The following is a 17,225-nucleotide window of genomic DNA, read 5'->3' on the forward strand; positions in this document are numbered from 1 at the left end:
GAATAGCTCAAAGAATTTCTCCTCATGGTTTGTCTAGCAACTACCATTGTAAAGAATTCTTTGGGTTTTTTGTTTTTCAATTATCGTTCGAATTAATTATAGAATCTGCCACATAAAAAAGCCAAAGGTTCTAAAAACCTTTGGCTTCAGTTAAAAACAATGAAGAACTTGTTATTTTTATTCGCGGGTTTTCTTGCTAGTCACCCCGAAGATTGCCAAAATACCAGCAAATACGAGTGCTAGAACACTTTGGTTACCATGGTTACGTTGACCAGTAGCTGGCAATACCGAACTATTCTTTGCAACCCGAGTTGTTGCTACTGGGGTTGCTGTTGCATCCTGAGCACTTGCAGCCACTGTTGTAGCACCATTTGAGGCTGCTACTGCTGTACCTTGACCGCTTGCATCCGCCGTCGTATCACCTGCTGAAGTTGCTGCTGTTGTGCCCTGAGTACTTGCAGCTGCGGTCGTGTCACCGCTTGTTGGCGTGGTAGTTGCCCCGCCGGTAGTTGATGTGTCACCACTGGTTGTTCCGCCTGTGGTTGACGTACCGCCGTTGGTCGTTCCACTCGTTGATGGCGTTTGACTTGCTTCGCTTGTCGTTGAGCCCTCGCTCGCCGTTCCACTCGTTGTTGGTGTTTGACTTGCGGCGCTTGTCGTTGAGCCTTCGCTCGTCGTTCCACTCGTTGTTGGTGTTTGACTTGCGGCACTTGTCGTTGAGCCTTCGCTCGTCGTTCCACTCATTGTTGGTGTTTGACTTGCGGCGCTTGTCGTTGAGCCTTCGCTCGTCGTTCCACTCGTTGTTGGTGTTTGACTTGCGGCGCTTGTCGTTGAGCCTTCGCTCGTCGTTCCACTCGTTGTTGGTGTTTGACTTGCGGCGCTTGTCGTTGAACCCTCACTCGTCGTTCCACTCGTTGTTGGTGCTTGACTAGTTGTTGATGATGTTGGCTGTTGCGTATTACTAATCGCTTCAATCTGCGACAGCAATGCCTGCTTCGACTTCAAATCATCAGTATCAGTGCTCAATTGCTTTTGCAGATCAGTTAACTTACTTTGAGCAGCATCCAACGTTGACTGTGCCTGAGCCTGATTTGACTGAGCAGTCTCCAAATCTTTTTGCTTAGCAGCAACATCTGCCTCGTCAACTGTACCATTGCTCTCAGATTTAATTTTATTTTGTAAATCAGAAATCTGCTGGTTAAGGCTAGCAATCGTGCTATTCAAATTATCAACAGCTGTCTGCGCATTAGCCTTCGCCTGTTGGGCCAAGATAATTTGGTTTTGCAAATCAGTATAAGTTGGATTTGTCACCTGTGTTGCTGTATCAGCAACCTCGCTGGCACCAAGCTCCTCCGTTTCATCGACACTATCCGTCGTAACGGCTGAGGTAGTAGCGGCACTTGTTGATAGCGAGCTAGTAGAACTTGTCGATGAAGCAACATAAATCGAAGGATCTACCGTCGTATCATTAGCAGACTTTGTCTGTTGTCCCAGCAAAGCCTGTTGCGAAGCACTATTGATAGCATAAACATCGTATAGTTGTTCAACCTGACCATTAATTGGGCTTAAACTAAAATTAATCGCAATACCCTGATTAGCAGATTCAGCTGTTGGCTTCAAATCATCTGTAATACCCATCAAGGAATCGCGGTGTCCCCATTGGTTGGATCCGTCTTGATAGACCATGGCGGTAATAACGTTTAAAATCCAAACCTTTGCCTGTAACATGGTTGTTGGATTTTGGCTTGAGTCCCCAGAAGTGCTAAAGTCCTGTGAATAAGTGCTTGGTATAAAACCAATCCCCTTCAAATAATCAATATTCATATAGTGAGGATAGCCACTTTTTACCTTTGGGTCTTGATAACGCAATTGCGTTTCCTTCTGCATATTGGTATCCAACTGTGCATAAGAACTAACCGGATTGACCCCAAATGATGCACGACCAGAATTAACAATGGTCATCGCATACTGACGTAATTCTTGCAATTGTGCCTGATTAGTCACGTCAAACTTAGCTGATGTGTCACCATCTCCGACAGTATACCAACCATAAAAACTATCATTGTTCGCTGTTTGGTCCACATTAGCCGGCTTAACCAATGTCAATGGCAATTGTTGTTGCGAATTAATCGTACCATTCGTCTCACCTTTACTTATGCCACCATCATCAGCCGTGGGTGTTGCTACGCTTGTACCATCAACAGTCTTTGGTGTGTTAGCCAATTTGTTTTGCAAATCAGTTACAGTCTAGTTACAGTCTGGTTATTCGTTTGCAACGTCTGCTGTGCCGGTGTCAAGGCTGACTGATTTTGTGCCAGGCTTGCCTTAGCTGTTGCAAGAGATTGGTTATCGGTTGCAACCTGTGATTGCTGATCAGAGGTAAGACTTCCCTGCTTAGCCGTCGCCAAAGCGGAATTGGCAGTTGCTGTGGCAGCCGTGGTGCTGTTCAGATTCTGTTGGGCACTATTCACAGTAGCCTGTTGGGAATCAACAGCTTGCTGGTCAGAGTCCACCACTTTTTGCTGGGTATCAACAGCAGCCTGCGCCTGCGCCTGCGCCTTTGTTTGCGTCGATGTTCCTGTCTGACCGGAGCTAGCAGCTGACGTCCCCTGGGTGGTGGTGTCATCGGCATGCGCTGTCGTATTTGAAGCAGCAACTCCTGCCAGAGCAGCCGTCGCGGCTGCCAGTCCAATAATTTTCTTAGTATTACTCATTGTTTAATTGTCCCCCTCTGATTCTAAACTTAACCACAGTCATATTAATTTTCACCAATCCGGTTCGCAACAAAAGGTACGCAACAGTATTTTAGAATAATGTGTCGTACTGGTGTCGATTATACAATTATTTTCTAATAAAAACCACACTGTTAAAAACTAAGCAATCTTACTAATCAAGAACAAACAATTGTTGCATTTATAAGTCGAAGGTATACAATAAGAGTTGACTAAGCCAAAAGCACAATTTCATCTCTGCCTCGGCCGATCTGATTTACTTTCTGGTGAAATTTCAATAAAATATTAGTAGGAAATCAGTCATTCGTACACAACCATCAAATTCGCGAAAGGAAATTGCCCATGGTTCAATACAACTTTATTATGGCCTCAGCCCGCGTCGAAACTGACGTTCAACTGCCCATCACTCCCCGTCGCGGTGACATCGTTTCGCTAACAACTGGCGTTGACACCCCCCACTACCTTGTTCAGCGAGTCGAGCTGTTTGCTAACTCCGACATCGTTAACCTCCACGTCCAACGCTTCCCCGACCAACTTTCGGCCAAGCTTGCAATCGACGGTTTCCGCAACACCAGAAACTTCCTTTAAAAGGAAACCTCCCCACAGAAAAATCCTCTTACCAGCAAATTGATTGGTCGCGTTACTATGCTTCCCAGTCAAAGTTGATAAGAGGATTTTTTGTTTTGCCGTCAGGCGTTGCTGGCTCCGAACCTATCCATTCCACACCCAAACATTCTCAAGACAATAAAAAAACGACCTCTCGGTCGTTTTTTAGAACGTCTTTAAAAGTGAGCCTTCACCTTATAGATTGGTTGTCCCAGGGCCATGAACTTCTGTTCATACTCCGTTTCAACGTTGCCTTCAACCTTGTCAGCATCAGCATGCAAGTCCAAGGTATAGTCTTCTGGCGTCCAGCGCATTCCAAAGTCCATGAAAGAAACCAAAGAATACTCGAACAGATGGCGGTTATCAGTCTTGAATTCGACTTCCCCACCCTCTGGCAAAACTGCTCGGTAAGAAGACAAGAAGGTCTTATAAGTCAAACGACGGCTTTCATGTCGTGACTTTGGCCATGGATCAGAGAAGTTCAGGTAAATCTTTTGGATTTCGCCCTTCTCAAAATAAGTTTCCACTCCTGAACCATTACCGTAAAGGTAACGCAGGTTTGGCAAAATGCCAACGGCCTCAAAAGACTTGCGGGCAGCAATCGCCACGGCCGTTTCTTGAATTTCCATCCCAATATAGTTGATATGCGGATTCTTCTTGGCCATTTCCATAATGAATTGACCCTTTCCGGAACCGATTTCAACATGGATTGGTTGGTCTTGGTCAAAAATTTCTTGCCAGTGGCCGCGCAACTTTTGTGCGTGTTCCTGGTCAATGACCAAATCAGTGTGAGCTTCAAGCCAAGGTTTGGCCCATGGTTTTGAACGTAAATGCATAAGTATTTCCTTTTAATTCTTTTTGTGTAAAGTTTTTGGCAGCCAAAGTCCATAAAGAACTAAGGCTAAAAGTAGACCGCCTGCCAAAACAGCTAAGGCAGCCGCAGGACCCGCTATCAGCAACATCAGCAAGAAGGTCAAGCCAATCACGGTACTAGTGATTTCGGCCAGGACAACTAAGAAGGTTTTTTCTTGCTGATTTTTATCCGCAAAGGCTAACCGAGACCACAGCACCGCCCGCGTCTTTTCAAAGACCGGCAGCAACTGAAAGTTGATTAAGTAGACCAACACCGCCATCCCCGCCGCTTGCAGGTAATAGCTATCCTTGGGCAAAGCCACCAGTAAAATCAGCCCAACTACAACCAGCCGAAGAACTAAGACGAGCTCGTCCCCACCGCGCAGGAGCTTAATCCAGAACAACCGACGCATCGGCTCCTTTTGAAAGGAGAACCGGCCAAGCAAGTTATCCAGGTAGGCCCGTCGTTTGACCACGGCACCCTGATTGGGTACCTGAGCAAAGAGGCCGTAAAACTGCCTGACTGCCTGACTGTGCCGCTGACTCGTTGTCAAAGCGACATGCCAATCAATCGCACGCTGCGCCTTTTGGTGTTGCAAAAACCAAGTCACTGCAACCGCTGCTAGAATCACCGTTAATCCCGACAAAACCCAAAGTCGCCATGGATCAGGTAGCAAAACAATCGCCAAGACCAAAACAAATGGCATGGCAAGGCGAATTAGCCAACTTGCTCGAGTTTGGTCAAATCCGGTCCAGGTATTCCCCCGCTCATGACGGTCAAGGGCCTGAACAAGCATGAAGGCCTTACTTGCCACTAAGGTAAGCAAGGATAGCGACCAATCAACAGGATTACCAAGACCGACAATATTCATCACTGGCCAGGCAAGGCCAAGAAAAGCAATCTGCCAACCGGTAGCCAAGATGAAGGACCGACGCCAAGCCTGGTTAAGGTAGGTCTTCGTCAGGAAGTCATCACTGGCTGAGAGAAAGACCCTGTCGGCTGGTTTGAGGTAAGTCACAAAGGAGCCAAACTGTTGTCCTAATACCAACCAGAAAATCAGACCCATCTGCCAATAGGATGGTAAAAAAGCAATTGGCGTTTCCAGGGACTTCTTGGCTAATGATTGAAAGGCCAAGATGGCCGCCCCTATTACAATAAGAAGAAAGACGACAAAATGATCGTTAAACAGCAGGCGAAGGTAACGCTGATTTTGCCGATTCGTAGCCGCTGACCGGTCTTTGTAGAGCCGGTTTAAGTCAAGTTTCTTACTGTCAGCCGTCATGAAAAGAGTTCATCCATTTCAGCTAAGGATATCTGGTGTTCGGCCGCCAATTCTTCGGGGCTTGCCTGCTCGCGAACCTCGCCCTGGTCCAGCCAGACAAATTGATCAACAAAGGCTGCCGCCGAGGACAGCAAATGTGTCGTCAAAAGGATTGCGCCACCCGCCTTGGTTCGGTCTTCCATTAGTTGGACCAAAGCCTTTTGGGCCAAAACATCTAGACCAAGGAATGGCTCATCGATGACCATTAATGGTGCTTCGAGACTGAAAGCTGCCACTAACATCACCTTTTGCTGCATGCCCTTGGAAAAATGCTTAGGCAACCAGTGCAACTTATCATCCAAGCGGAATGTTGCCAACAAGGTCATCGCCTGATGCCAATGTGCCTGGTCGTCAAGACCATGACTGGCCAACATGAGATGAATATGTTCCGCCAGAGTCAACTCGTCATAAAGGATTGGCTGTTCTGGAATATAGGCCAACTGCTCCTTAAAGGCGGTTGGATTCTGGACGAGGTCCACCTCGTTCAAAACCACCTTTCCTGCTCGAATTGGTCGTTCCCTAATAATATGCTTGAAGGTTGTCGACTTTCCGGCTCCATTTAAGCCGATTAAGGCGACGATTTGCCCATCGGGCACCGTGATGGAAACGTCTTTTAAGACATCCTGGCCAGCATAGCCACCATATAATTTTGTAATTGATAGTCCCATAGCCATTATTATACCAGGTTCTAGTCTGAGAACGGTTGTTTTGCCTGAATTTTGCTATAATAGAAAATAAAGCAATACAGGAAAAAGGAGGCCATTATGGCAGATATCTTTGACAAAATCATCGCAGGAGAAATTCCTTCTTATAAAGTCTATGAAGACGACGACTTACTCGCCTTTTTGGATATTTCCCAGGTTACCCCTGGTCACACGCTCTTAATTCCCAAAAAGCACGTCGATGACATCTTCGCCTACGATGATGACATCGCTCAAAAGGTTTTGTTGAAGTTGCCGGTCTTGGCTCGCGCCATCAAGGCTGCCGATAAGACCATTACCGGTATCAATATCTCATCCAACAATGGTCCTTCAGCTGGTCAAACCGTCATCCATTCGCACTGGCACCTGATTCCCCGTCGCGATGGTGACGGTCTCAACGATGCCCTAGCACCAACGATTGACAATTCTGACCAGTACGATGAAAGTCGCTACGAGGAACTCGCTCAAAATATTAAGAAAGAACTGGAGTAAGCCATGGCATTTGCACGAGTAAAAGCAACCATCACGGAATTCAAGACGATTTTGCGCCTCAGTCAGCGTGCAAAAAAGCAAGTCACCGTCTTAACGCAAGCGCTCGAGGCAAACCAAGCTGATTTGGCAGAATTACAGCGGGCAGCCAAGCGTACCCAATATGAAAACCAAGTTCACCTCGATCGAATCAAGGAAGTTCAAGAAAAAATGAAGGCAACGCAGTCGAACGATTCAAAACTGTGATAGAATAGTCTTTGTATCAATTATTTCAACTCGGAAGGAAACTAATTTTATGCACCGCAAAGTTATCTGGGGATTCATCGTCATCGTCTTTGTTGCTGGCGTTGCCTACCTCGGTTTGTCCACTTCGAAGACATTGGCCACGACCGATGCCGGTAAAATCACCCAAGAAGAATACTACGACAAGGTAAAATCCTCGTCTGCTGGTAAGCAAGTCTTCGCCCAAATGGTGATTGATAAGGTCTTGGAAAAGCATTACGGATCACAAGTTTCAAAATCAGACGTAACCAACGCTTACACAACAGCCAAGGCTCAATATGGTGATTCATTTGCTACTATGTTGACTCAGTCAGGGTTGACGGACACTCAGTACAAAGAATCACTGCGCGAAAAGCTTGTGATGAATGCAGCAGTTAAGGCTAACTACAAGATTTCAAAGGATAAGTTGAACGACGCCTATAACAACTACGTCCCTGAGACGACGATTTCTTTGATTACGGCAAAGGACCAAGATACCGCTCAACAGGCCATCGATTCCTTGAACAACGGTACTTCATGGGATGACGTTTACAAGCAATATTCATCAAAGAATACACAAGTTAACAAGTCCGGTCAGTTGCCTGCCTTCGATTCAACAAATACCAATGTTGATTCTGAAATCCGTAAGGCCGCCTTTAACCAGGATGCCGGTTCTTACTCATCATCACCTGTTAAGCCTTCATCTGGTTCAAACTACTATGTTGTCCGCACTGACAAGATGGCAAGTAAGCCAGCCGAAAGCAAGGTTGAGCAGAAGTTGAAGGATAAGTTGACTAACGACTTCTTGAGCGATTCAAACAACGCAACTGAGATTCAAAAGATTGTTGGTAAGATTCTCCGTAAGGATGATGTTAGCATCAAGGATTCTGATTTGAAAAACTCTTTGTCAGGTTACTTAACCGCTGGCGTTTAATCAATCAGTAACAATTAAAAAAAGAAAAGAGGATTCCAATCGGAATCCTCTTTTTTGATGTGGCTGAATTGTGGATGGGCTTTGGGTTAGCCCAGGTATTCGCAGTCCCGCTCTTGTTGAGCTTTACTTAAGGCCACGCGCCACCGTTTCGGGCTTAAAACAGCGCCGTTGGGTCGATTGGCGAACCCGCTTCCGGGTCTTCCGGTGGCAGTGGTGGCAAGTCATCATCCGTTAGTCCTTCTGTTCTTTGAACGCTCTCCGGACGGTAGAATGCTCGATTATCCATAGCGAAAATTCGCTTTGAGAACTCGCCAGGTTCGGTTTGTTCCATGGCGCCCGTCATCATTTGAATTGAGGCGTCCATCTCATCCAGCTGATGAAGAATTTCGGCTTCCATCATCTGAGGGCGAACGGGTGATCCGTACTCCAGAAGCCCGTGATGAGCCAGCACAACGTGCCGTAAAATCAGAACATCTTCCTGGTTCAAATCCATTTTGAGCTCATTAGCTGCCAACACTAGTTGCTCGTCAATCAAAGTGATATGACCAATCAACTTACCGGCCCGGGTATATTCCGTTGAGGCTGGACCCGAAAGCTCAATCACCTTACCCAAGTCGTGCAGCAGTGCACCGGCCAACAACAAGTCCTTATTTAACTGAGGGTAAAGGTCGCTCACCTTATCCGCCAAGCGTGCAATTGATAGGCTATGGAAGGCCAAGCCACGAGCAAAGGCGTGGTGGTTCGTCTTGGCCGCCGGAAATTCCATAAAGTCATCATGGAACTTCTTGAACAATTGACGAACCAAGCGGTTCCATGTTGGCTGGGTAATCTTAAAAATTGTGTCCGTTAATTCCGCTTCCAAATCAGCCTTTTTAACGGGCGCACTTTTGATAAAGTCTGCCGCTGAGCTAGGCTCACCGTCTTCAGTCAAGCGGAGCTGACTGATTTGAATTTGTGGGCTACCCTTAAAGGCTGACCGGGTACCGGTAACCTTAACGACTCGACCAGCCTGGAACTGGTCAATGCCCTCTTTGGTCACATCCCAAAGGTTTCCAGGAATATCACCCGACCTGTCCGAAAAGGTCAAGGCCAGATAATCCTTGCCGGTCTTGGTTTGGCGAACGTCGGCCTTCTTTAACAAGGCAAAGGCGTCAACCGCGTCATTTTCATGGTACTGCAGTAATAACTTAGCCATTTATCTCTCCTAAATTAATCTCCTGGTCGGCTGCTTTTTGACTGGTGAAGGTCCAGAACAGGACTTGCCGGTCACGTGCCAGGTCCTGTAATAAGGATAGCACTTCAGCCTGACGGTTCTCATCAAAATTCACAAAGGCGTCATCGACTAAGATGGGCAGGTCCTCTGTTAGCTGTAAGCTTGTAATCAAGGCCAAGCGAACGGCCAAATAGGCCTGGTCCGCTGCCCCGGTCGACAATTCAGCCAAGGTAAAGGATTGGTTGTCTCGGTCAAAGACCTGCACCTGCTTCTCGGTAATTTGCATTTTTTGGTAGTGCCCTAGGGTCAAGCGGTGAAGGTACGTTCCCGCCTGGTCTTGGACCCGAGTACTTAAGTCCTGGTCTTGGCCGTTAAAAATGTTTTGAATCAAGGCTGGCAAGAGCGACTTCTCTAGGTATCGACCAAAGTCCTCAGTTAAGCGTGCCTCCTGGTTGGCCACTTCCTGGGTCAAATCCTGGAACTGGCTTTCGGAAACCAAGGCGGCCTGGTCAACTTGCAGGGCTTGGACCTGCTTGGTGGCCTGGTCCTTAGCAAATTCGAGGCCCTTTTGGTCCTCTGCCAAATCAGCCACTGCCTGCTCTAAGGCAGGCTGGTTTCGATATTTGACCAATTGTTTGCGGCGGTCTGCACCAATCTGTTGGTATAAATCAGCCAAGCGCTGGTCGTTCTTAGCCCGGTCATTTTGCTTGGCCAAGGCGGCTGACAGCTGGTCAAGCGAGGCCAAACCGTTGTCCTGCAAAGTCGTTTGTAACTGCGCCTGCACCTGGTCTCGTTCCTGATAAAGCTGGTGCTCCAAGTCTGCCGCATGATCCTTTTCTACTCGGCGCTTTAAGCCAGCAGCCGGATCCAAACCGTACAATTGACCAGCCTGGTCCACCGCAGCCAGAAGGTCCTGGTAATTGTCCCCCATTGATTCTTGCAGGTGGGCAAAACGCTTGGCATCAATCTGGTTCAAGCGTTGACTGATTTGGCCAGCTAATGTCTGAGCCTGGCGGCCCAGGTCACGTGACCGCTTTTTAGCATCTTGAGCCAACAGGGCATCGTACTGACCCGCTACAATCGTTTCCTTATCCCATGGCGCAAAGGGGGCCATCACTTCGGCAACTCGGTCATGGTGACGTTTGGCCAAATAACCCGCGACCACCGTGGCGACGACTGGCAGTCCCACAACTGGAAGGCCCAGCCCTAAGGCAAAGGCGCCAACTAACAGCGCCACACTGGCCACTGCTCCACCCAACCAGTAGTTGCGTTCCTGCAGGAGGCGGAAATCAGCGGTATCAAGCGGTTCTGGTGCCTGACCCTGGAATTGCTGGTTAAACTTTTCGACCTGCTGGTTGGCACTGTGGATTTGGCCAAGTAACCCCTTGAGGGCCTGACTCGTTTCGGTCAGTTCCTGGAGTACGGCCACAATTTCGGCCTGGTTGAGGTTGGCCAGTTGAACATCTTTGAGTTTCGCCCGCCGCTCATTCGCCTCCGCTAGCTGTTGGTTAAGCCAGTCAAGTTGCAGGGCTAGTTGCTGTAACTTGTCCTGGTCCGCGGTGCTAATTTTTTGTTGGGGACGGTTGACCTGCTGGCCCCCATCGGCCCCTGCGACCTCCAACGCCAGCGCTTCTTGATAAAGGTCCCAATAGGACAACAAATCCTGAGTCGCTGTTAGCTGCTCCTTGATGGTTGCCAATTGTTGGTCTTGACTCGCAATTTTTTTCTGCAAGTCTTCCACCTGGTTGCCCTTTTCAAGGTACTGGTTTAGCGATTGCGCTTGATCGAAGCGACTTTCCTGCCGTTGTTGGTAAGCCTGACTGGCTAGGTTAAGCGGACGCTTCCCCGTTTTTTGTTTGGCAAAGAGCTGACTCCCGTCTTTTTGCTGGTCTGTCGCCCAGGCTAGCCACTTCGACGCCCGCGGTTGCGTGTAGGTCAACAAATGCTTTTCCAAATCAGGACCCGTTAACTGGTTGACTAGTTGCAGGTCCTTAGCATCGAAAGCAAAAATCTGCTCATAGTCTTTTCGACTAAGCGGCCCAAATAATTGGGTCAAAAATCCTTCGCCATCGGCCAGGGCCTGACCGTCCGCCAAGTTAACGACCGTTAACTCCGACTGCGTTCGGTTCATCCGTTGAATGCGGTAGGTCCCCTGGCTGATTTCTAAATCGAGGTAGCCACCATAGGCCGCACCAGACCGGGGCTCGTATTTTTGGCTAGCTCGGGCCTTGTAACCAAATAAAACACCCAAGATAAAGGCCTTGAGGGTCGATTTTCCAGCTTCGTTTTGACCAAAAAAGGCCTGAAAGTCGGCTAAATCTGTCAGTGTTAAATCCGACCAGCGGCCAAAACCAGAAATATGAATCGTTTTAATCTTCATCCTGGCCTCCTTCCACTAAGTCCTGGTAAAGGCGGTCGGCTAAGTCGGCCTGGCCCTCTTCTGAATAAAAATAATCTCTGATAAACGTTGGCGCCTGGTCTGAAAGCCACTGACCGACGCTGTCTGCTTGGACCACCTGGCGAATGGCCGCCTGCAGGTCAACATCAGCGGGCAACGCTGGGCGCTTTTGGTTAGCAGCCGTTGTGACAATCTGGGCTTTCACCGGCCAGTAGTCACTGTCACTTTTCCGGCTGGCCTGCAGACTTTCCAGCAAGGTCCCAAAACGTGCAGCCGCCTCAATATCCGGACCAACCTGCCCCGTTAATTCAAGTATCACCAGAGTTGGCTGTTCCCAGTGGTAAGCATTTAACTGGCTCTGCAAAGTTGCCAAATCAGGACAGTTTTGGATTTGAACCCGCTGCCACAAAACGGGCGCAACCGGATAAAATTCCGGTACTAGACCTTGACCATCCTGGTCGGAAACCAGGAAAAAACCCTTTTCGCCATCCTCATTGCGGTTGAGGCCCTGAAGGTTCCCAGAATAGGCGACTACGGGGTTACGGTGCAGAATTTGGCGGACGTGAATGTGGCCGAGAGCCCAGTAATCATAGCCCTTGGCCACCATGTCCGGTAATGAAAAGGCCGCATAGTTCTCACCATCCTGGCCAACCACGCCGTGGTACATCCCCAAGTGATAATCAACCCCCACCTGCTTAACCGGAAAATCCGGCAAAGCCGACTGGCGGTGCTGCCGGTCCGTATAAGAAAAAGCCGAAATAGCGACCTTCGCTCCTGATTTTGTCGTGATCGTCTTTGTTTCAACTTCTGGGCCAAAAACCAAAACTCGGTCTGGCCAGGTTGGATGAACCTGCTGTCCTTGCTGAAAATCATGGTTTCCAAAGGAAATGGCGGACCAAATACCAGCCTGGTCCAATTGGGTCAAAGCCTTTGTTAAGCGCTCCTGAATCAGTGGTGAATTATCGGAACCGTGGTACAGGTCACCTGGGAATAAGACCAAGTCGGTCTCTTGATCAACCGCAAATTCAACTAAGCGGTCCAGCGCCGTAAAGGTTGCCAATTGCACATTTTTTTGAAAGTCCGGGCTCAGATTTTGGCTCAACCCGGTAAAGGGATTGCCCAGGTGAACATCCCCGGCATGAATAAAACTAAGCATGGTCTTCCTTCCACTTTCTTTGCATCAAATCGCCCAAAGAGAACAGGCGTTCGTATCTTCTATTATACAAAATGCGCCCCTACTTGCGCCACTATCCACGGCTATTTTCACATTTTTTCATAGAAAAAGGCAATGGCAGAACGCCATTGCCTGAGAGGTCGCTAGATTGTTTTAGCAATAGCGTGTTTCAAATTTTCCCAATGATTTAATTATTATTTTTTATATACCCACTCAGTTACCAGTGTAATCATTTTTATTATTCATCTAAAAATAAAAAGCCCTGCGACTGCAGGGTCCCACCTTGATTACAATAAGTTGCTAAGAGTTTAATTTGTTGATGAGAGCTATAGACTACGAATTTGTAAAAATGAAAATATCGAATGTATAAGTTACAGTGGGCTAAGTGAATGGTGGGAGGGCAATTGGTCCTTTTTATTGCAACAATAACTGTTGCGAATATATTATAACATTTTTTTAAAAACAAATAGTTATTTTTAGTTTAATAATTTTTTAATTATTTTTATTTTTTATCGTTAATTTTATCAATATTTCTTCCATCACATTAAGTACCAGACCAGATTTAGCTTTTGCCATTGAACCAGTGAAACAATGAGTTTACCAGTTACCAAGACGGGGCCTATCAAACATATTTGCATACCGACCAAGGTTAGCAATACCGACATTTTATTCATAGCACAAATTATTACTTCAAAATAGTATTAAACCCAGTATGTCACGGCAAGCGACAGCATTTGATATACACCAATGGAAGGCTTTTTCAATAAATTAAAAACGGAATTAAGCCTATTTAACGGATAGCAGAGCTTAAAGCGCCCATTGAAAACTGGATTCATTATTGCAACACAGAGCGCTTTCGAACCAAACTAAAAGTCCAGTCACCGATAGAATATCGGCGACTGGCCAGTTAGATTTAAATATCTACTTCAACTTTTGGGTACAGGTCATTTTTTTATACATATACCTTTTTACTCTGCATTCCTATATGTGCATCATAAATATCATATCAACGCCTCCAACTGCTCGTACAACGACCGCATAAGTAACAGCGAACCAGCCACCTCAAAGCCCTTATTGCCGGCCTTACCACCCGACCGCTGTACCGCCTGGTCAAAAGTGTTGGTGGTTAGGACGCCATTGACCACCGGAATCGGACTGACTCTGGCAAGGTTAGCAATCTGACTAACCGTTTGGTTCATGACCACTTGGTAATGGTCGGTTTCTCCCTGAATCACGGCACCAAGGCAAATCAGTCCCGAAAAGCGTTCACTATCAACCAACTTTTGTGCCACGGCTGGAATTTCCAAAGCACCGGGCACATGGACCACCACCATTTCGTCTTCCGTTAATCCCTGTTGCTGCAATTGTGTCACCGCACCGCCTACTAGAGGTTCCGTAATCGCGGTATTAAAATCCGAAACGATAATCGCAACGGGCTTTTCACTTTGGCTTAATATCTTTCCTTGGTATGTCTTCATTGTCTTCTTAATCCTTTTTCTACTTTTGGGTACCAACTGCTTGAATGACTATTTTTAGGGTAAGGCTGTTTAATTTATCGACAGGTCGCCACCGTCATCGACTACTCATCAATAAATCTGAGAGTGATTAACAATCTACCGGCAACCTCAATCATCAACTGCTTACCGTTTGGCTAACAATCTACCTGGTCATCACCGTTCGCAACTGCACACCATTAAATTTGATAGCTAGTAAAAACCTGACCTAATTTTTCAGCCTTGGTCTGCAAGTAGGCTGTGTTCTCATTTGCCTGGCCAACTTCTAATGGCACGCGGTCAACCACATCAATCCCGTATGCACGCAAGGCTGCTACCTTATCCAAATTATTCGTCAACAGCCGAATTTTCGTCAGCCCCGCCTGCTTCAGCATCAGCGCTGCTCGCTCATAATTGCGTTCATCAGCCTGGTGCCCCAAGGCCAAGTTAGCCTCTACCGTGTCATAACCATTTTCCTGCAAAAGATAGGCCTTGAGCTTATCATGCAGACCAATCCCACGACCTTCCTGCCTTAAATAAACAACCGCACCACCTTCTTGTCCGATTTGGCTTAGGGCGGCTTCCAATTGTGACCCACACTCACAGCGTTTGGAACCAAACAAGTCGCCGGTAGCGCATTCCGAATGCACACGAACGAGTGGCACGTCCTGTGCTGGTTGGCGGCTTTCAAGTAATAAATCTGGTTCTCGCTCTTGGCCCCTTGCTATAAAATCAGTCAAGAAAAACTGGCCATAACGGGTTGGTAACGTAACCCTGGGTCCTGCAGCCAATTCGGTGCCTTTCTCTTGATTACTATAATCCTGGATGTCTCGAATGCTGATATATTCCAATCCCTGGTCCTTGGCTAATTTTGCTAGGTCCTCTTGCCTGGCCATCGTGCCGTCCTCTCGCAAAATTTCAATAATATAGGCCACTGGGGGAACACCCGCCAATTCGGCCAGGGCCACAGCTGCTTCCGTATGCCCCTGGCGTTCCTTCAAGCCACCGGTTGCTGCTATTAAAGGAAAAATATGGCCCGGTCGGTCAAAATCAGTCGCTTTCGCCGAAAGATTAGCCAGCGCCGTTAATGTCTGTGCCCGATCATTCGCCGACACACCAGTCGTTGTAGCCACATGATCGACTGCGACCGTAAACCGTGTGCCAAATTTTTCGCTGTTCTGCTGGACCATTTCTGGCAGGTCAAGATTTTGCGCCCGTTCAGCCGTCATTGGCGCGCATAGAACGCCTCGACCAATTGACAACGCCTGATTAATTTTGGCTGGGCTGGCCAAAGCAGCTAAGCCAACCAAGTCCCCTTCGTTTTCACGGCTTTGATCATCTTGAACAATAATCAATTCTCCTCGCTGCAATGGCTTTTCTGATTTTTTCAGACATGGAGGGCCTCCCGCCGTTGGCTGTACTTAGCTAAAATATCTGTTTCGACATTGACGAAATCGCCAACCTGCTTCGTGCCAAAGGTTGTGTTTGCCTGCGTGATCGGAATCAGACCAATAGTGAGCACCGGACCGGCAACTCGAACAATCGTCAGCGAAGTTCCATCCAGTGCGACCGAGCCCTTGGAAACCAAATACGGCCAGAGACTTTCATCTTCAACCTCGATTTCCAGCTCAACGGTCTGGCCCACTTTCGTCTGACTAATAATTTTGCCACGACCATCAACATGACCCAAAACAAAATGGCCGTCCAATCGACCAGTTAGCGGTAAACTTTTTTCGAGGTTAACCTGGTCCCCGACCGCCAGATTGCCAAACGTTGTTTGTGTAACCGTTGGCGCCATAATCTCAAAGCGCGCCTGCCGGTCTGATTTTCCAACGATTGACAGGCAAACACCGGCAACCATAATCGAATCTCCCAACCGACAGTCGTCAAAGAACCCCATTGGTCCCTGGATGGTGTAAGCGTAATTTTGTCGGTCTATTTTTTCCACCACCGTAATTCGGCCAACAGCCGCCACAATTCCTGTAAACATCTTAGTGAACCTCCCGCTCAAAATGAAAATCAATGGCATTGCCAACAACCTCGGTTGCTTTCAATTGGCCACCAGCCGCTGCGATTGCCGTTGGCGACAAACCCTGAACTCCGTTTGAACCAAAACGACTCAACGTTTGATATAAATCAAAACTCTGCCAAGCCTGGGCCTTTAAGAAGGCCTTGATGATGGTTGGCCCGCCTTCGACTAACAGCGATTGACAACCACGTTGCCCAAGGTCAACCAACAATTCCTGCAAATCACCCGACCAAGCTTGTACTTGGTCAAAGCCCCGCACAAAATCGTTGTTTTGACTATAAATCAGCGTTCTCTTTGCCCACTGGCCAGCGGCTACTTGCTCATGCAACCTGCCCCGCCGGTCCAAAATCACCCGTAAGGGTTGGTCATGGTCAATTTTCACGGAACGAACCGTTAAGGCTGGCTGATCAACTAGCGCCGTTTCGGAGCCAATCAAGATTGCACTTTGTCGGCCACGTAAAGCGTGGATGGCTTGATCAGCTACTTGGTCCGTGATTTTCGTTTGTTGGCCCTGCTTAGTCGCTACCTGCCAATCGGCACTCTCGGCTAACTTCAACTGCACATAAGGTTTGCCGGTCCTGTGATAATAGACAAAAGCGGGATTTAACAGCGCTTGCCGGTCAGCATCAGCCCCTTGCACATCGACTTCAACACCCGCAGCCTGCAGGATAGCAACTCCACGGCCGTTGACCGCCGGATTTGGATCCAGGCTGCCAATTACCACTCGGCCGATTCCGGCATCAATCACCGCTGCTGTACAAGGGCCCACCTTTCCCTGCTGGCAACAGGGTTCTAAGCTGACATAGAGGGTCGCTGATTTCAAATCAGTCCCCGGCTCAACCTGAGCCAAGGCATCGACCTCCGCATGGCGGTCACCGTAGCGGTGATGGTAGCCCTGACCTAAAACTTGGCCATTACGGTCCACGATAACCGCCCCCACCCGCGGATTTTCCCACGTATCCTTTGGGTCCGCCTGTTTCGCTAAGGCGACTGCCCAAGCTAAACCACCTTCATCATTCAT

17 protein-coding genes are annotated in these 17,225 nt (G+C 47.9%); 5 read left to right on the plus strand and 12 right to left on the minus strand.

The genetic code is table 11. The features are described 5' to 3' along the window. Positions 1 to 177: 177 nt before the first annotated feature. A complete protein-coding gene (locus AABI08_RS06100) occupies positions 178 to 2,223 on the minus strand; it encodes a hypothetical protein (protein WP_338344120.1) in 2,046 nt (681 codons plus the stop codon). Positions 2,224 to 2,240: 17 nt separating this feature from the next. Then, the gene (locus tag AABI08_RS06105; protein ID WP_338344119.1) at positions 2,241 to 2,714 is read right to left on the minus strand and encodes a hypothetical protein; all 474 of its coding nucleotides are present in this window, start codon (positions 2,712 to 2,714) and stop codon (positions 2,241 to 2,243) included. A gap of 360 nt (positions 2,715 to 3,074) precedes the next feature. Here AABI08_RS06105 and AABI08_RS06110 point away from each other — a divergent pair, with 360 nt between their 5' ends. Then, positions 3,075 to 3,320 (plus strand): hypothetical protein, encoded by a 246-nt coding sequence (locus AABI08_RS06110; protein WP_203617831.1) that lies wholly within the window; start codon positions 3,075 to 3,077, stop codon positions 3,318 to 3,320. A gap of 194 nt (positions 3,321 to 3,514) precedes the next feature. Here the strand turns inward: AABI08_RS06110 and trmB are convergent, their stop codons facing one another. The 3 genes from trmB to AABI08_RS06125 are packed head-to-tail and all read right to left on the minus strand — an operon-like array spanning position 3,515 to position 6,180. After that, a complete protein-coding gene (trmB, locus tag AABI08_RS06115) occupies positions 3,515 to 4,174 on the minus strand; it encodes a tRNA (guanosine(46)-N7)-methyltransferase TrmB (RefSeq protein WP_059393438.1) in 660 nt (219 codons plus the stop codon). A gap of 12 nt (positions 4,175 to 4,186) precedes the next feature. Further along, complete coding sequence (locus tag AABI08_RS06120; protein ID WP_338344117.1) at positions 4,187 to 5,473, minus strand: ABC transporter permease; 1,287 nt, start codon at positions 5,471 to 5,473, stop codon at positions 4,187 to 4,189. Next, positions 5,470 to 6,180, minus strand: a complete 711-nt coding sequence (locus AABI08_RS06125; RefSeq protein WP_338344122.1) for an ABC transporter ATP-binding protein — start codon at positions 6,178 to 6,180, stop codon at positions 5,470 to 5,472. Before AABI08_RS06125 ends, AABI08_RS06120 begins: the two co-directional genes overlap by 4 nt. A gap of 96 nt (positions 6,181 to 6,276) precedes the next feature. Between AABI08_RS06125 and AABI08_RS06130 the strand changes: the two genes are divergently transcribed. From AABI08_RS06130 to AABI08_RS06140, 3 genes are read left to right on the plus strand one after another with little or no spacing between them, the layout of a single operon-like run. Further along, positions 6,277 to 6,705 (plus strand): HIT family protein, encoded by a 429-nt coding sequence (locus AABI08_RS06130; RefSeq protein WP_059393440.1) that lies wholly within the window; start codon positions 6,277 to 6,279, stop codon positions 6,703 to 6,705. Between the two features lie 3 nt (positions 6,706 to 6,708). Further along, entirely contained in the window at positions 6,709 to 6,948 is a 240-nt protein-coding gene (locus AABI08_RS06135) for a hypothetical protein (protein WP_059393441.1), read from the plus strand. Positions 6,949 to 6,997: 49 nt separating this feature from the next. Next, entirely contained in the window at positions 6,998 to 7,897 is a 900-nt protein-coding gene (locus AABI08_RS06140; RefSeq protein WP_338344115.1) for a peptidylprolyl isomerase, read from the plus strand. A gap of 154 nt (positions 7,898 to 8,051) precedes the next feature. Here the strand turns inward: AABI08_RS06140 and AABI08_RS06145 are convergent, their stop codons facing one another. From AABI08_RS06145 to AABI08_RS06155, 3 genes are read right to left on the minus strand one after another with little or no spacing between them, the layout of a single operon-like run. Next, positions 8,052 to 9,092, minus strand: a complete 1,041-nt coding sequence (locus AABI08_RS06145; RefSeq protein ID WP_338344114.1) for a 3'-5' exoribonuclease YhaM family protein — start codon at positions 9,090 to 9,092, stop codon at positions 8,052 to 8,054. Further along, on the minus strand, positions 9,085 to 11,490 hold the full coding sequence (locus tag AABI08_RS06150; RefSeq protein ID WP_338344113.1) for an ATP-binding protein: 2,406 nt from the start codon (positions 11,488 to 11,490) through the stop codon (positions 9,085 to 9,087). Before AABI08_RS06150 ends, AABI08_RS06145 begins: the two co-directional genes overlap by 8 nt. Next, on the minus strand, positions 11,480 to 12,664 hold the full coding sequence (locus tag AABI08_RS06155; RefSeq protein WP_338344111.1) for a metallophosphoesterase family protein: 1,185 nt from the start codon (positions 12,662 to 12,664) through the stop codon (positions 11,480 to 11,482). The genes AABI08_RS06150 and AABI08_RS06155 overlap by 11 nt, the downstream gene beginning before the upstream one ends. Positions 12,665 to 13,479: 815 nt before the next feature. On the opposite strand from AABI08_RS06155, the gene AABI08_RS08425 reads away from it, so the two are divergent. Beyond that, positions 13,480 to 13,593, plus strand: coding sequence for an IS3 family transposase (locus AABI08_RS08425; RefSeq protein WP_421823472.1), 114 nt, complete (start codon positions 13,480 to 13,482; stop codon positions 13,591 to 13,593). Positions 13,594 to 13,683: 90 nt separating this feature from the next. Here AABI08_RS08425 and ribH read toward each other — a convergent pair whose 3' ends face one another. From ribH to ribD, 4 genes are all read right to left on the minus strand, one after another. After that, positions 13,684 to 14,160, minus strand: a complete 477-nt coding sequence (gene ribH, locus AABI08_RS06160) for a 6,7-dimethyl-8-ribityllumazine synthase (protein ID WP_338344109.1) — start codon at positions 14,158 to 14,160, stop codon at positions 13,684 to 13,686. 215 nt (positions 14,161 to 14,375) lie between these two features. Continuing rightward, a complete protein-coding gene (gene ribA, locus AABI08_RS06165; protein ID WP_338344121.1) occupies positions 14,376 to 15,566 on the minus strand; it encodes a GTP cyclohydrolase II in 1,191 nt (396 codons plus the stop codon). Further along, on the minus strand, positions 15,563 to 16,165 hold the full coding sequence (locus AABI08_RS06170; RefSeq protein ID WP_338344108.1) for a riboflavin synthase: 603 nt from the start codon (positions 16,163 to 16,165) through the stop codon (positions 15,563 to 15,565). Before AABI08_RS06170 ends, ribA begins: the two co-directional genes overlap by 4 nt. 1 nt (position 16,166) lies before the next feature. Continuing rightward, the gene (gene ribD, locus AABI08_RS06175; RefSeq protein ID WP_338344106.1) at positions 16,167 to 17,225 is read right to left on the minus strand and encodes a bifunctional diaminohydroxyphosphoribosylaminopyrimidine deaminase/5-amino-6-(5-phosphoribosylamino)uracil reductase RibD; all 1,059 of its coding nucleotides are present in this window, start codon (positions 17,223 to 17,225) and stop codon (positions 16,167 to 16,169) included.

The organism is Fructobacillus evanidus, assembly GCF_963580165.1.
Taxonomy (GTDB): domain Bacteria; phylum Bacillota; class Bacilli; order Lactobacillales; family Lactobacillaceae; genus Fructobacillus; species Fructobacillus evanidus.